This is a genomic window from Brevundimonas sp. LM2 (assembly GCF_002002865.1).
GTDB lineage: Bacteria > Pseudomonadota > Alphaproteobacteria > Caulobacterales > Caulobacteraceae > Brevundimonas.
Genome location: NZ_CP019508.1, coordinates 1,844,160 through 1,858,974 on the forward strand (window position 1 = coordinate 1,844,160; position 14,815 = coordinate 1,858,974).

A 14,815-nucleotide genomic window follows, 5' to 3' on the forward strand; every position below is an offset into this window, starting at 1 on the left:
CGACGGTCGCAGGCTGCGCTACATTGGCGTCCATAGAAAGGGATGCCTCGATGACCTTGGATACGGTTGCCTACCCCGAAGAGTTCCAGTCGCTGAAGCCGCAGCGGATCCAGCCGCTCGCCGCGATCCGGGCCTTTCGCAAACTGATCCGCGACAAGGAGGACACCGCCCAGGTGTTCGAGATCATGAAGGCCCTGTCCGGCCGGTCCCAGGCGCGCGGCTACGGCCGGATGCTGCGGACCATGGAGGGGGGTCGCCAGGCCTTCCTGCGCGACGAACTGGCGCACAAGCTGGACGATCCGGTGTGGCTGGGGCGTTTCCCCCAAGGCACCGTGGGGGCCGCCTATCGCGGCTTTCGCGAACGGATGGGGTTTACCGCCGACGGTTTGGCCGCGGTCGAGCGCGAGGTGGTCCCCTTCATCGACGCGCCCCATCCGATCGTCTGGTATTCGCGCCGGCTCCGGGACGTCCACGACATCTGGCATGTGCTGACCGGCTACGACACCGATGCCCTGGGCGAGGCCTGCGTGGTGTCCTTCTCCTACGGCCAGACACAGAACCTGGGGTTCGCCTTCATCGGCTATGGCGCGGCGCGCGAGGTCCAGCGCGAGAACCCTTCGATCCCGGCGCGCCGGGCGGTGCTGCAGGCCTGGCGCAACGGGCGGGCCGCGCGGTGGCTGCCGGGACTCGATTACGAGGCGCTGTTCGCCGAGGATCTGCAGGCGGCGCGCGAGCGACTGGGGATCCGCCCGGCCACCGTCTATGCCGCCATCCCCGAGCCCGTCCGCCGGGCCGTGGCGCTGCGGGGCTGACATAAGCCAGGCTTGCGCTCGCGCGTGAAGATCGCGGGTTGCCTCGGGCGATCCCCGGCGGCAAGCCGAACGACTATGCTCTTTCAACCATGAGTGCGCCGTGAGCCTGTCCGACACCCTGCGCCGTCCGTCCGCCGACGTCCTGGCCATCGCCGGGGTGGTGCTCTGCGCGGTGATCTGGGGCACGACCTGGTATGCCATCACCTGGCAGCTGGGAACGGTCGATCCGGTGGCCTCGCTGGTCTGGCGCTTCGGCCTGGCCGCCCTGGTGCTGATCGTCGGCTGCGCCGTGTCCGGCCGGTCTTTGAGCCTGACCCGGGCCCAGCAGCTGGCCGCCGTGGGGCAGGGGGCCTTCGTCTTCGCCGTCAGCTATTCCTTCACCTACGCCGCCGAGGGCCATGTGACCTCGGCCATCGTGGCGGTGGTGTTCGCAGGCCTGGCCTTCCTGAACCTGGTGCTGTTCCGCCTGGTGGTCGGCCAGAAGGCCTCGAGCGCGGCCTGGATGGGGGCCGGGCTCGGCATCGTCGGGGTCGCGGTCCTGTCGGGCGGGGAGGCCCTGGCGTCCGGCCTCGATCAGCGCGCCCTGACGGGGATCGGCCTGGCGATGCTGGCCGTGACCAGTTCCGCCGTGGGCAACTATTTCTCCTGGCGGGGCCAGCAGGAAGGCACCGCGATCCTGCCCCAAACGGGCTGGGCCATGGCCTATGGCACGGGGATGCTGGTGATCTACGGCCTGGCGACGGGGGTCCGGTTCTCGATCGATCCCAGCCCCGGATATCTGATCTCCCTGGTCTATCTGTCGGTGCTGGGGTCGGTCGTAGCCTTCGTGACCTATTTCGCGGTGGCCAAGGCGCGGGGCTATGCCCTGGCCAGCTATATCTCGGCCCTGACGCCACCGATCGCCATGCTGGTGTCGGTGCTGTTCGAGGACGCCCGGTTCGGCTGGTCGGCGGCGGCCGGACTGGCGCTGGTGCTGGGCGGACAGGCGCTGCTGAGCCGCGCCCGCCCCAGCGCCTAGCGCGTCATCGTTGCGCTGGACCGACGTGTGGGTTCGACGGCCCTATTCGGTGTTGAGTCGAAACGCCCGACCCTTCTCCCCCAGAAGGCTCCAGCCCGCCGTCGTGGGGCGGTAGCCCCCCTTGGGCGTCGGCGCGGCCAGACCCAGCACCGTCAGCTCGCGGCCACGACCCTCGGTCGGCGGGCGGTCGGGATCGACCAGGTCCAGCAGCGCCTGAATGCGGTCGGCGTCGTTCATCGTGTTCTCATTGAAGGCTAAGCGTAGGAGCCATCCTAACAGATTTCGGAGGCGGCCGTTCCGCGCCGTCGCGCCCTGGGCCGCGATGGGCATCCGGTGGCGCGACCCCGACCATCTGCGACCTACTTGAACAGGTCCATCTGGCGTCTTGACCCCGTCGGCACGGCGAACCGCGTCGTGTCGAGGTCGTGGCGCGGGCCGTCCAGCCCATAGCGCTTGACCGCCGCCTTGAACCGGGCGGCGATCAGGTCGGCCACGGGACCTGTGCCCTTCATCCGCTGTGCCCAGTCAGCGTCGTAGTCCTTGCCGCCGCGCGTCTGTCGAACCAGCGACATGACGCGGGCCGCGCGGTCCGGTCGCGCCTCGTCCAGCCATTCGCGGAACAGGTCCTTGATCTCCAGCGGCAGGCGCAGGGTGACGTACATGGCGGTCACGGCCCCGGCCTTGGCGGCCGCGTCGAGGACGGATTCCAGCTCATGGTCGTTCAGCCCGGGAATGACCGGGGAGAAACCCACGCCAACCGGGACGCCGGCCTCCGCCAACCGGCTGATGGCCTCCAGCCGCCGGGCGGGCGTCGCGGCCCGCGGCTCCATCGCGCGGGCCAGATTGCGGTCCAGGGTGGTGATCGAGATGAAGGCCGTCGCCAGCCGGTCGCGCCCCATCGGCCCCAGGATGTCGAGATCGCGGGTGATCAGGTTGGACTTGGTGATGACGCTGACCGGCTGGTTGAACCGGGCCGCCACCTCCAGCACCCCGCGCGTGATCTTCAGTTCGCGCTCATCGGGTTGGTAGGGGTCCGTGTTCCCCCCGATGTGGATGCGTTTGCAGACGTATTTCCGGGCGCTGAGCTCCTGTTCCAGCAGACGCGCGGCGTCGGGCTTGGAGAAGATCCGGGTCTCGAAATCCAGGCCCGGGGATAGGCCCATCCAGGCATGGGACGGGCGGGCATAACAGTAGATGCAGCCATGGGAGCAACCATTGTAGGGGTTGATGGAGCGTTCAAAGCCGATGTCCGGGCTCTGGTTCTTGCTGATGATGGTGCGGGAGCGGAGGGGGGTCACCGTCGTCGGGACCTGCGTGGGGGCGGGGCCCTCCGCATCCGTCCAGCCGTCATCGAATGCGACTTTTTCGACCGCTTCGTAGCGGCCCGACCGGTTGGATCGCGCGCCGCGCCCGCGCGCGCCTTGAGGGAGCGAAACCTGTGTCATCGTTCCCGACGCTTAGCGGCAAATCTGGAACATAACAAGAACAGATGCGGGCTGAAGCCTCGGCGCGGCTGGGTCACCGCGTTGTCGATCGTCCGGCCAAGCGTGGGACCGCCGCAAAACCAGGCCCGCGCCGCGTGGGCTCAGAGGCGGGTCGGGGTCTCGCCGGCCGCGATCCGCCGTTCGATCTCGGCCAGCACCGCGGGCAGATCCGCCACCGTCTCGACCACCGCGTGCGCGCCCGCCGCCAGAAGCGACTCTTGCGCCCGGGCCACGCGCGAGCTCCGCTCCGCCGGCGCCAGGGCCGCCAGATCGGTCGGGGTCAGACCGACGCCGTTGCCCGACGCGGCGATCCCGACGGTCCAGCACCCCGCCTCGCGCCCCTCGCCCATGCCGACCTCGGCGTCGTCGACCTTGACACAGGCGCGGGCCGGCCAGACGCCCATCTCCACCAGGGCCTTCCAGACCATCAAGGGCGAAGGACGCCCTTCGAGCGTCTCGCCGGCGCAGACGACGGCGTCGAGCGCATAGCCCTGGTCGGCCGCGCGCGGCAGGATCGCCTGCATCATGGTCCGGGTGTAGCCGGTGGTGGAGCCGATCTTGACGCCGCGGGCGCGGAGGTCGTGCGCCAGGTCCGCCGCGCCGTCGATCAGATCCGCGCAGGACGCGGCGGCAGCGAACATCAGCGGCTCCAGCGCGTCATGAAGGCGATCGATGTCCGCGTCGGTCGACGCCGCGCCCTGGCTCGTCGTCCAGGCCGCCTGGACCCGCGCATCCCCCAGGATCTGGGCCACGTGATCCCGCTTGGCCCGCCCCATGTGCGCGCGGATCTCGGCGTCGGTCACCGCGACACCCTCGGCCGCGAAGGCCTGCCGCATCGCCAGGACCGGGGCGACCGATCCAAAATCGATCATGGTGCCGGCCCAGTCGAAGATCACGGCCTTGATTGAAGAGGTCATGCGGCGACGTCCTGAGAGGGGCCGAACAGGTCGGCGATGGTTTCCTCGCCGATGGCGAAGGCGGTGGAGGCCCCGGTGCCGCTGGTCACCATCACCAGGCGAACGTCGGGCTCGGGGGTGGCCCGGAACATGTCCTCGGCGGCCGAGGCATAGACCCCGGTCCATCGTTCGAGGACCGGAGGGGCTTCAAGGCCGGTGGCGGCGCGGAACTCGTCCAGGATCAGGTCGTCGACGGCCTGGTCGGCGAACGGACCCGGCGTCTGGTCATAGTGGTGGCTGTCGCCGACGACCAGCGACCCGTCCGCGCTCTGCACGACGATCAGATGGATGCCGTTTTCCAGATGAGAGGGCTGTTCGGCGGACAGGCAGGCACCCAGGGCCGAAGCCTTCGGCAGATCGGCGTAGCCGCGGTAGCGGGTCAGCCCCAGGTCGGACATCAGGGGCGCGGGCAGGGCGATGCCGGGATCGGCCAGACGCAGCATCTGGAGCTTGCACAGGGTCACGCCCCGGGCGGCGATGGTCTCGGGATACAGGCTGATCAGATCATCGCCGGGGCAGACCACGCAGGCGTCGGCCAGGATCACGCCGCGCGAGGTCTGGATGCGCGGGACGGCGATGGCCTGGACGGCGGCGGAGCGCACGAAGCGAACGCCCCAGGCCTCGGCCAGCCAGGCCGCCAGACGCGGGACGGCGGTGCGGGACTCGACCCGGACCTCATGCGGGCTCCACAGGGCCCCGGTCAGGGGCGCGGCCGACAGCGCGGGCCAAAGCCGTCGAGCCTCGGCGGCCGAATACAGGGCGCAGTCGGCCGCCATCTCCGTCTGCATGAAGGCCTCCAGCACGGCGCGCGATTCCGGGCGGCGGGCCAGCATGATCAGTCCGCGCTGTTCGATCGGGATGCCGGCCTGGGCCGCGACGTCGACCCAGACGTCACGGCTGCGTCGGGCGCGCCGCCAGGTGTCGCCCCGGCGTTGCCCGGTGATGGTCACAAAGCCGAAATTGCGGATGGAGGCGCCGACGGCCTGGGCGTCGCGGTCGATCACGACCACGGACTTGCCCGCCTTCGCGGCGGCCAGGGCGTGGGCCAGACCCAGGATGCCGGCCCCCACTACGGCCAGGTCGAAACGGGAGATCGGAAGCGCGGAGTGTTGCAAGGGTTCAGGATATCCAGAAGGCGAAACGGGTCCGCCCCTTCCACCATGGCCCGGAAGGGGCGGACCCGTCGATCAGAAGGCGGCTGAGACGGTGAAATAGACCGTCCGGGGCGCGCCCGGCGTATAGCGCTGATTGAACTCGTCGAGGATGCCGCCGATGTAGCGTTCGTCGGTCACGTTGTTCACCGCGACCTGGGCCTCGATGTAGCGGGCGTCGTCGTCGCCGAGCGGCAGGCGATAGGCGGCCGACAGGTCCAGCAGTGTGTAGGACGGCACGACCAGTTCCGGACGGTTCTGGGCGTCGCCTTCGGACTCACCGACGTAGCGGGCGGTCAGGCTGCCGGTGAACGGTCCCGTCTCATAGGTCAGGGATCCGGCCAGCAGCAGGTCCGGGGTGCCGGGCACCGTGTTGCCTTCGGTGACCTGGGTGCGCCGGCTGCCGCCGTAGTTGGCGGCATTGAAGGTGGCGCTGTACTGGCTGTCGAGCACCGTCAGGGCGGCATAGGCACTGAGGGCGTCGGTCACGCGAACCTGGGCGCTGGCTTCCACACCCGTCGTCTGGATTCCGCCAGGAGCGTTCACATAGGTGCCCCCGGTGCCGACGTTGTAGTTGATGCCCCCCGTGTTGGAGGCGAAGGTTTCGTCCAGGAAGACGATCGCCTTGTCGTTCTCGGTGCGGAACAGGGTGGCGGCGGCGGCCAGCCGCGGCGCGCTGTAGCGGGCGCCGAGCTCGAGGTTCTCGCTCACTTCCGGTTCCAGCCGGGCGAAGTCGGTGCCGGTCTTTTCCAGGGCCCAGTCCCCGATGGCCCCGGAGTTGCGGGAATAGCCGCCGAACACCTGAAAGTCTTCGGTGACGTCATAGACGGCCCCGACGGACGGCAGGATCTGGTCGCTGTCGCTGCTGACGCTCGAGGTCAGGAAGCCGTTGAACCCGCCGTCGGCGGCATAGCGGGTCTCGTCCCGGGTCTGGCCCGAGATGTCGATCAGGAAATGCTGCAGGCCCACGCTGATGGTTAGGTCTTGCGTCACCGACCAGTCGTCGGCGACGTAGAACTTGTACAGATCGGTCTCGAAGGTCTGTTCGAAATCCTGGCGGTACACCGCGTTCTCGACGATGACCGGCCCAGTGCGGATGTCCTGATAGCGCAGCCATTGGCGGCCGAAATCGCGGTTCAGGTTTTCGTACCAGACGCCGGCCCGGACCTGGTGCGCGCCCAGATCGAGCCGGGCGTTGGCCACCACGCCCGACCGGGTGTGGTCATAGGTGCTGTTGCGATAGGACTGGCCTTGGGCGCAGGTCGGTTGGCCGTTGGTCAGGCGGACCGCGCCGTCGGCGGTGTAGCAGTCGGCCGAGGTCACCGTGGTGCCGTCCAGGGCGATGTAGCTGTCGGCCACGCCGCCCGTGTAGTTGAACACCGCATTGCCAACGCTGTTCTGGAAGGTGGCCGTCCGGGCGCGCGAGGCGGCGTTGCCGAACACCACCTGACGGCGCTGGCCGCCGACCGTGACGATGCGCGGCTGCAGGCCCGGCGGCAGGAACTCGCCGACGCCCTCATTGGTCTGGACATAGGGGGTGACGTCCAGGCTGATGACGTCGTTCAGCCGCCAGTCGAACTTCAGATAGGCGAAGGCGTTCTCGCGGATGGCCGCCCAGTCGTCGGCCCAGTTCTCGTTGGCCGCCGCGCTGAGCGGATTGAAGACCGCCGAGGAGCCGTCGACGCCCAGGCCGCGCGTGTCCAGGCTGGCGCGCGAGGACTCGATGATGGGGTCGTCGTCGCTGTCGTTGTAGTTGACGAAGCCGGTCACCGTCAGTCCATCGAACTGGGTGACCGACTTGGCTTCCAGCGAGACCTGTTCGATGCCTGCGGGGGTCGCGCCGCCGTGGGGCCACAGCTTGGCGTCTAGCTGCGAGCCGGCCACATAAAGGCGGGTGTTGCCGAACAGGGTGCCGAAATCATAGCGCGCGAAATACCGGCGCGTATCGAAGTCGCCGAGGGTCGCCCGGATCAGGCCGCCGGCCTCCGCGCTCGGTTCGCGGGTGACATAGGCGAGCGTGCCGCCTAGGGCGTTCGCCGCCGGCGATCCGACGTCGGCCGTGCCCTGGCTGACCACGATCCGGTCGACGCTCTCGGTGATCACATATTTCTGCGCCGGCGAGCCGCCGAGATAGTAGGAGGCGTTGAACAGCGGCACGCCGTCCAGGGTCTGGCCGATCTTGGAACTGCGCTGGTTGACCTCGAAGCCGCGGATGTTGATCGCATAGGTCCAGGGGTCGTTGTTCAGCGCGTCCGAGCCGCGGATCGACACGCCGGGCACCAGTTTGATGGCGTCCACGATGTTCTGGGCGGCGGGCAGGGCGTCGATCCGATCGTGACCGACGACGTTGTTGCCCCGGGCGACGGCCTGGCCGGTGACGACGATCTCGTCGACCTGGGTCGGCTCGGCCGATCCGGATGCGGTCTGGGCGAAGACGGGCGCGGCGCTGGCGAGCGCCAGAAGTCCCACGCTGACCAGCAGCGCGTGCTTGTTGGTGACGGACATGGTGAGTTCCCCTGTGAGCGCCGGATCCCCCCGGTCGCAGCGGGGCTCTATCGCCCGGGCCGGCCATGCCCCGCCAATCGGTTGTTTCGAGGGTCCCCCCCGGGCGGGCCGAGGTGTCACGGGCGTTTCACCGTGACGCCATAGAAGCCAGGCATGGCCACGAACATGCAGCATCTGCGGGCCTTTCACGCCGTCGCGGGCGAGGGCAGCATCGTCCGCGCCGCGCGCCGCCTGGCCGTGTCCCAGCCCACGATCTCCGAACAGCTCCGCGCGCTGGAGCAGCGCCATCAGGTGCCGCTGTTCCACGGCCGCAAGCCGCCGCTGGTCCTGACCGGCGCGGGTCAGTCCCTGTTCGCCCTGACCCAGAAACTCTTTTCGGTCAGTGGCGAGATCGACGCCTTCCTCGCCCAGTCGCTCGCGCCGGGCGGCCTCGGGCTTCGTCTGGGCTCGGACAGCCCGACCTATGCCGCGCGCTTCGTCGCCGCCTATCCGGCCCGACGGCCCGGGGCCAAGATCCAGGTGCGGATCGGCAATGCCAGCGAGGTGGTGGCCTGGCTCAAGGCCGGGGAGGTCGACGCCATCATCGCCTGCGACCCGCCGATCGATGGGTCACTGTCGTACGAGGCCCTCTATCGCGACCGGCTGGTGCTGGGCGTGGCCCGCGATCACCCCGTCGCCGCCGCGGCGACCGCAAACGTGAGCCTGCTCGGCCAGGAGACCCTGCTGTTGCGCGAGGCCCCGTCGCGGACGCGCGAAACCACCCTGGACCTGCTGTCGCGGGCGGGCATCGAACCGCTCGAGACTATCGAGCTGCACACGCGCGAGACCATCCGCGAAGCCATCGCCATGGGCGTCGGCATCAGCCTGTTCTATTCGGCCGAATGTCCGCCCGACCCCCGGATCGCCTACAGGCCCCTGGACTGCGCGGTGCCGATCCAGACCGGCTATGTGATGTGCCTGGCCGACCAGCGCCGCTCACCCCTGGCCAAAGGCGTGTTCGATACGGCCGCGAGCCTGCAGGCGGAGAGCCCCATCCCCCTGTGACGCGGGGCTGTTTTCGGATGCCCGCGCCCGGAGCGGCGGAAGGATCGGGCCAGCCGGCCTCCCGCCTGGGAAACGGTCAGGCCTTCGCGGCCTTCTTGGCCGCGGGCTTCTTCGCCGCGGGCTTCTTGGCGGCCGGCGCCTTGGCGGCCGAAGCCTTCTTGGCGGGCGCGGCCTTCTTCGCCGGGGCTTTCTTGGCCTTGGGGGCGACCAGGGCGCGCGCGGCCAGCAGGGGCACGGCGATCTCCATCGTCATGTCCTCGGGCGCGGAGCCCTTGGGCAGGGTGGCGTTGATCTTGCCGGACTTGACGTAGGGCCCGAAGCGGCCGGCCATGACGTGGACCGGCTCGCCGCTCTCGGGGTGGGCCCCCAGGTCCTTCAGCGGCGCGACGGCCGCCCCGCGACCGGCCAACTTGCCCGCGCGCTTCTCGGCCAGCAGGACCACGGCGCGGTTCAGGCCGATGTCGAACACCTCGTCGATGTCCGCGACATTGGCATAGGTGCCGGCGTGCAGGATGAAGGGGCCGTAGCGGCCGAGACCTGCGGTGATCGGCTTGCCGTCCTCCGGGTGATCGCCGACCGGACGCGGCAGGGCCAGCAGGCGGACCGCCTGTTCCAGCGTGAGGGTGGCGGGACTCCAGCCCTTGGGCAGGGACGAGCGTTTGGGCTTCTCCTCGCCGGGGACCGCGGTCTCCACATAGGGACCGAAGCGGCCGATCTTCAGCGATACGGGCAGGCCGGTGGCCTCGTCGATGCCGAGATCGCGGTCGCCGCCGGCCTCGTCGCCCGCGTTCTCGCCCGCGCCGAAGCCGCGCGTGTAGCGGCATTCCGGATAGTTGGAGCAACCGATGAAGGACGACTTCATCTTGAAGCTGGCCTTCAGATGCAGCCGGCCGGACTTGCACAGCGGGCACAGGCGGGCGTCGGAGCCGTCGGCCTTGTCGGGGAACAGGAAGGGCCCGATGGCGGTATCGAGTTCATCGATCACCCCCTGGCGTTCCAGCACGGCGGCCGTCGCGGGCTTCAGCTTGGACCAGAACTCGCGCAGCAGCGCCTTCCAGTCCATGTCCCCGGCCGAAACCTCGTCCAGCTGGTTCTCCAGGGCGGCGGTGAAGTCGTACTGGACCCACTGGCCGAAGAACTGCTCCAGGAAGGCGGTGACCAGGCGGCCGTTGTCCTCGGGGATGAAGCGGTTCTTGTCCATGCGGACGTATTCGCGGTCGCGCAGGGTCGTCAGGATGGAGGCATAGGTCGAGGGGCGGCCGATGCCGAGCTCCTCCAGCTTCTTGACCAGGGTGGCCTCGGAGAAGCGGGGCGGGGGCTCGGTGAAATGCTGGTCGGTGCGGATGGCCTCGACCTTGGCCCGGGCACCCTCTTTCAGCGTCGGGAGGCGGGTGGAGTCGTCGTCCTCCTCGGACTCGGCCCCCTTCTGCTTCTCGTCGCGGCCCTCCTCGTAGACGGCCAGGAAGCCGTCGAAAGTGACCACCTGGCCGGTGGCGCGCAGGCCGGTCTGGCCGTCGGGGGTCTCGACCTCGACCGTGGTGCGGTCCAGCCGCGCGGCCTCCATCTGGGAGGCGACCATCCGCTTCCAGATCAGCTCATACAGCCGCTGGAGGTCGCTCTCGAGACGCAGGCTGTCGGGGCGGCGGGTGATGTTGGTCGGCCGGATCGCCTCGTGCGCCTCCTGGGCGTTCTTGGCCTTGGTCTTGTAATAACGCGCTTCCGCCGGGACGAAGGCCGGGCCGAAGGTCTCGCCGATGACCTCGCGCGCCTGGGCGATGCCCTCGGGCGTGGTCTGGACGCCGTCGGTCCGCATATAGGTGATCAGACCGCCGGTCTCGTCGACGCCCTCGTACAGTTTCTGGGCCGCGCGCATGGTGCGCTGGGCGTCGAAGCCGAGCTTGCGCGACGCCTCCTGCTGAAGCGTGGAGGTGGTGAAGGGCGGCGAGGGGAAGCGTCGGACCGGCTTCTTCTCGATCGAGCGGATGGTGAAGTCGCCGGCCTGGATGGCGTCGCGGGCGGCGTGGGCGGTGGCTTCGTCCTTGATGTCCAGCCGCTGGACGCGCTTGCCGGCGTGCTTGACCAGTCGGGTGGTGAAGGGCGGGCTGTCGGCGGCCAGGTCGGCCTCGATCGACCAGTATTCCTGGGGCTTGAAGCGTTCGATCTCCAGTTCGCGGTCGACGACGATGCGCAGGGCCACCGACTGCACCCGGCCGGCCGAGCGGGCTCCGGGCAGCTTGCGCCACAGCACGGGCGACAGGGTGAAGCCGACCAGATAGTCGAGTGCGCGGCGGGCCAGATAGGCCTCGACCAGCTCCATGTCGATCTGGCGCGGATTGGCCATGGCCTCCAGCACGGCCGACTTGGTGATGGCGTTGAAGGTCACGCGCTCTACGGGCGTGTCCTTGATGGCCTTCTTCTTGTTCAGGACCTCCAGCACGTGCCAGCTGATGGCCTCCCCCTCGCGGTCGGGGTCGGTGGCCAGGATGACGCGGTCGGCGCGTTTGGCGGCGGCGGCGATCTCGGTCATGCGGGTCGAGGCGCGGGCGTCGACCTCCCACTCCATGGCGAAATCCTCGTCCGGCTTGACCGAGCCGTCCTTCGACGGAAGGTCGCGGATATGCCCGTAGGAGGCGAGCACCTCGAAGCCGGAGCCGAGGTATTTGTTGATGGTCTTGGCCTTGGCGGGGCTCTCGACGATGACGAGGTTCATTGCGGCTCAGTCTGGGAGGAGGGGCGCAGAACGTGGTTGGGTGCGGGCCCCGTGTCAATCAGCCTGATCCGGGACGCCCGTATCGCGTTAAGGTTGATAACTTACCCAGGGTTGTATTCTATGCTGTCATCAGCGGGGGAGGACGCGATGGGATTGCAGGCGGTCGAAACGGCGGGGTCGGTGCAGGCGGACCTGCCCATGCGCGAATATATAGGCGCGATGGCCCGGCAACTGGCCCAGATGGCCCGCGTCGAGGACGACGAGGTCCTGGGGCGTCTGCTGGACTGCGCCGCCGATCTGGCGGATCACGGGATGAACGGACCGGCGCGCAAACGCTAGGTCGAGGCCGAGCCCCCGGGCAGCAGGGTGGCGCGGCCTGCCAGGCTGAGCTCCAGCAGGGCGGCGGCGACCCGGCCGATCGGCGCGTCCAGGGCGCGGGCGATCTCGTCGCGCGGGGTCGGGGTCGGCGACAGCAGGCCCGCGACGCGGTCGAGGAAGATGGGGTCGACGTCGTCGTCCGCCCCGGTGAAGGGGCTGTCGGCCGCCGGTTCGCGCAGGGTGCGCAGGGTCTCGAAGGCGCGGCGGACGTCGTCGAGGCCCTCGCACAGGATGGCCCCCTGACGCAGCAGTTCGTTGGGGCCTTTCGACCGCGGGTCCAGCGGCGAGCCGGGCACGGCGAAGACGTCGCGGCCCTGTTCGCCCGCCAGCCGGGCGGTGATCAGGGAGCCGGACCGCAGCTCGGCCTCGACCACGATGACCCCGCGCGACAGGCCGGAGATGATGCGGTTGCGGCGGGGAAAGTCGCGCGCCTGGGCCCGGGCCCCCATGGGGCTTTCGGAGACGACGCAGCCCCGGTCGACGATCTGGTCGTAGAGGGCGGCGTTGTCGGCCGGATAGACGTCGTCCACGCCGCCGCCCAGCACGGCGACGGTGCCGGTCGGCATCGATCCGGCATGGGCCGCCGCATCGATGCCGCGCGCGAGGCCCGAGACCACGACGTAGCCCGCCTGGCCCAGCTGCTGGGCCAGGCCGCGGGCGATGCGCTGCCCCCCGGCGGAGGCGATCCGGGCCCCGACCACGGCCACGGCCTCGCGCGACAGCAGGGTGACGTCGCCGCGCGTCCACAGCAGGGGCGGGGGCGGGTCCAGGGCGGTCAGCGGGGGTGAAAAGTCCGGGTCGCCCAGCACCAGCAGGCGCGCGCCGGCGCGGTCTCCTGCGGCCAACTCAGCGTCGATCCGGTCCGGATCGGGCAGGGCGTAGCCGTGGCCGCCCCCCTTGCGGACTAGGTCGGGCAGGGCCTCCAGGGCGCGGACGGCCGAACCGAACCGGTCCAGCAGCTGTCGGAACGAGACGGGGCCGACCCGGTCGGCACGGGCGAGACGCAGGCGGGCCAGCCGCTCGGTCTCGGGCAGGCTCACGTCTTGGCGGCCCCGATGCGGGGCTCGGCCCCCTTCAGCAGGCGGCCGATGTTCTCGTGGTGACGGATGTAGATCAGGATCGCCGTGACGATGGCCAGGACGACGATCGGCTGCGGCGCGGGCAGACCCAGGATCGGCAGGCTCAGCAGGGCGTACAGGGGCGTCGCGGCGGCGGCGATCAGGGCGGCCAGGGACGAATAGCGCAGGCCGAAGGCCACGATCAGCCAGGTGGCTCCCGCCATCAGGCCCAGGGGCCAGGCGGCGGCCAGCATCAGGCCGAAGAAGGTGGCCACGCCCTTGCCGCCCTTGAAGCCCAGCCAGACGGGAAACAGATGCCCCAGGAAGGCCGCGCCGCCGGCGAGGGCCCCGGCCGCCTCGGAGCCGAGGAAATGTCGCGCCAGCAGCAGGGCGACCGCGCCCTTGCCCGCGTCCAGCAGAAGCGTGGCCAGGGCCAGGTCCTTGCGGCCGGTGCGCAGCACGTTGGTCGCGCCGATATTTCCCGATCCTATCTGGCGCACGTCGCCGGTCCCGGCCGCGCGGGTGATCAGGACGCCGAACGGGATGGACCCCAGCAGATAGCCGCCCACGGCGACGAGACCGAGCGTGAACACCGCTGGGCCGACCAGATCCTGCAACCGATTCGCTCCCGCTTGACGTGCGGCCTGACAATGCGTCGCGGCCGCGTTCGGAGCAAGGGTCGGGAGGGGTTACCGGCCAGCGGTCCCGCCGCTATGAGGACGGCCACAGTGACCTTTCCGGTGGGACCATGACCCGTCTTTCGCTCGCGACCCTGCTCCTGGCCTCGACCGTGGCGGGGTGCGCCGGAGGTCCACCGGTCACGGCCGGGTCGACGCCCCGACTGGCGGCCTATTTCGACTGCGTGCGCGAGACCGGCGGCATCGCCATTTCGGCCCACCGCGCCCAGTCGGGCGAGGACCAGCCGGAAAACTCGATCCAGGCCATCGAGGCGACCGGCCGCGCCATTCCGGGGGCGATCGTCGAGATCGACGCCGCCCTGACGCGCGACGGGGTGCTGGTGCTGATGCATGACGACAGCCTGGACCGGACCACGACGGGGCGAGGTCTGGTCGCCGACAACACCCTGGCCCAGATTCAGGCCGCGGACCTGCGCGCCCCGGACGGCACCGTGAGCGACGCCGCCCCGCCGACCCTGGCCGAGGCCCTGGCCGCCGCCGGCCGCGTCGGGGCCATCGCCAGCCTCGACCTGAAGCCCTCCAGCGAGGCCGCGACAGTGGCCCTGGCCCGCCGGGTGGTGGACGAGGTCCGGCGGGCGCGCGCGGCGGATCGCGTCATCCTGATCACCTATTCGGCCGAGGCCGCCCGCGCCGTGGCCGCCATGGCCCCGGAGATGATGATCTCGGCCGGTCTGGACGACGTCGCCGGGCTGGACGGCCTGAATGCGCCGCAGATCCTGGCCTGGACCGGGACCCGCGAGGCCCGGCCCGCTCTTTGGCGAGCGCTGGGGGACCGGGGCGTCGAGGTTCAGTTCGGCACCCTGGGCGGCTCCCCGCGCGCTCTGGACCGCGTCTATGCGGCCGACGGCGACGTCAGCGAATACCGCGCCCTGTTCGAACAGGGGGCGGTCGTGATCGCCACCGACACGCCGCTGGCGGTCAAGGGCGTGCTGGGGGTGGAGCTGGTGGCGGCGCAGAGGTGTCCAAGGTAGTGTTCCCTCTCCCGGAGGGAGAGGGCTTGA

General features: G+C 70.0%; 13 protein-coding genes. 5 read left to right on the forward strand and 8 right to left on the reverse strand.

What is annotated here, in order from left to right; genetic code table 11:
• Positions 1 to 50 precede the first annotated feature (50 nt).
• Positions 51 to 812: a Coq4 family protein gene (locus tag BZG35_RS09060; RefSeq protein ID WP_077355355.1), complete on the forward strand. Its 762-nt coding sequence runs from the start codon at positions 51 to 53 to the stop codon at positions 810 to 812.
• Between the two features lie 100 nt (positions 813 to 912).
• Positions 913 to 1,830: a DMT family transporter gene (locus tag BZG35_RS09065; RefSeq protein WP_253189132.1), complete on the forward strand. Its 918-nt coding sequence runs from the start codon at positions 913 to 915 to the stop codon at positions 1,828 to 1,830.
• Positions 1,831 to 1,872: 42 nt separating this feature from the next.
• Here the strand turns inward: BZG35_RS09065 and BZG35_RS09070 are convergent, their stop codons facing one another.
• The 5 genes from BZG35_RS09070 to BZG35_RS09090 all read right to left on the reverse strand — a co-directional run bounded on the left by BZG35_RS09070 (position 1,873) and on the right by BZG35_RS09090 (position 7,926).
• Positions 1,873 to 2,067, reverse strand: coding sequence for a hypothetical protein (locus tag BZG35_RS09070; protein ID WP_077355356.1), 195 nt, complete (start codon positions 2,065 to 2,067; stop codon positions 1,873 to 1,875).
• Positions 2,068 to 2,189: 122 nt separating this feature from the next.
• Positions 2,190 to 3,275, reverse strand: coding sequence for a PA0069 family radical SAM protein (locus tag BZG35_RS09075; protein ID WP_077355357.1), 1,086 nt, complete (start codon positions 3,273 to 3,275; stop codon positions 2,190 to 2,192).
• 140 nt (positions 3,276 to 3,415) lie between these two features.
• Entirely contained in the window at positions 3,416 to 4,231 is an 816-nt protein-coding gene (gene phnX, locus BZG35_RS09080) for a phosphonoacetaldehyde hydrolase (RefSeq protein ID WP_077355358.1), read from the reverse strand.
• On the reverse strand, positions 4,228 to 5,385 hold the full coding sequence (locus BZG35_RS09085) for a TIGR03364 family FAD-dependent oxidoreductase (RefSeq protein ID WP_253189133.1): 1,158 nt from the start codon (positions 5,383 to 5,385) through the stop codon (positions 4,228 to 4,230). Before BZG35_RS09085 ends, phnX begins: the two co-directional genes overlap by 4 nt.
• Positions 5,386 to 5,457: 72 nt before the next feature.
• Positions 5,458 to 7,926, reverse strand: coding sequence for a TonB-dependent receptor domain-containing protein (locus BZG35_RS09090; protein WP_171981922.1), 2,469 nt, complete (start codon positions 7,924 to 7,926; stop codon positions 5,458 to 5,460).
• A gap of 153 nt (positions 7,927 to 8,079) precedes the next feature.
• Here BZG35_RS09090 and BZG35_RS09095 point away from each other — a divergent pair, with 153 nt between their 5' ends.
• Positions 8,080 to 8,970: a LysR substrate-binding domain-containing protein gene (locus tag BZG35_RS09095; protein WP_077355360.1), complete on the forward strand. Its 891-nt coding sequence runs from the start codon at positions 8,080 to 8,082 to the stop codon at positions 8,968 to 8,970.
• Positions 8,971 to 9,046: 76 nt separating this feature from the next.
• Here the strand turns inward: BZG35_RS09095 and topA are convergent, their stop codons facing one another.
• Positions 9,047 to 11,680, reverse strand: coding sequence for a type I DNA topoisomerase (gene topA / locus BZG35_RS09100; protein ID WP_077355361.1), 2,634 nt, complete (start codon positions 11,678 to 11,680; stop codon positions 9,047 to 9,049).
• Between the two features lie 198 nt (positions 11,681 to 11,878).
• On the opposite strand from topA, the gene BZG35_RS17935 reads away from it, so the two are divergent.
• Positions 11,879 to 12,019, forward strand: coding sequence for a hypothetical protein (locus BZG35_RS17935; protein WP_171981923.1), 141 nt, complete (start codon positions 11,879 to 11,881; stop codon positions 12,017 to 12,019).
• On the opposite strand, the gene dprA is transcribed toward BZG35_RS17935, so the two are convergent.
• Entirely contained in the window at positions 12,016 to 13,098 is a 1,083-nt protein-coding gene (gene dprA / locus BZG35_RS09110; RefSeq protein ID WP_077355363.1) for a DNA-processing protein DprA, read from the reverse strand. The two genes, BZG35_RS17935 and dprA, sit on opposite strands and share 4 nt — an antisense overlap.
• Entirely contained in the window at positions 13,095 to 13,733 is a 639-nt protein-coding gene (plsY, locus tag BZG35_RS09115; protein ID WP_077355364.1) for a glycerol-3-phosphate 1-O-acyltransferase PlsY, read from the reverse strand. Before plsY ends, dprA begins: the two co-directional genes overlap by 4 nt.
• Before the next feature lie 131 nt (positions 13,734 to 13,864).
• On the opposite strand from plsY, the gene BZG35_RS09120 reads away from it, so the two are divergent.
• On the forward strand, positions 13,865 to 14,785 hold the full coding sequence (locus BZG35_RS09120; protein ID WP_077355365.1) for a glycerophosphodiester phosphodiesterase family protein: 921 nt from the start codon (positions 13,865 to 13,867) through the stop codon (positions 14,783 to 14,785).
• Positions 14,786 to 14,815: the final 30 nt, after the last annotated feature.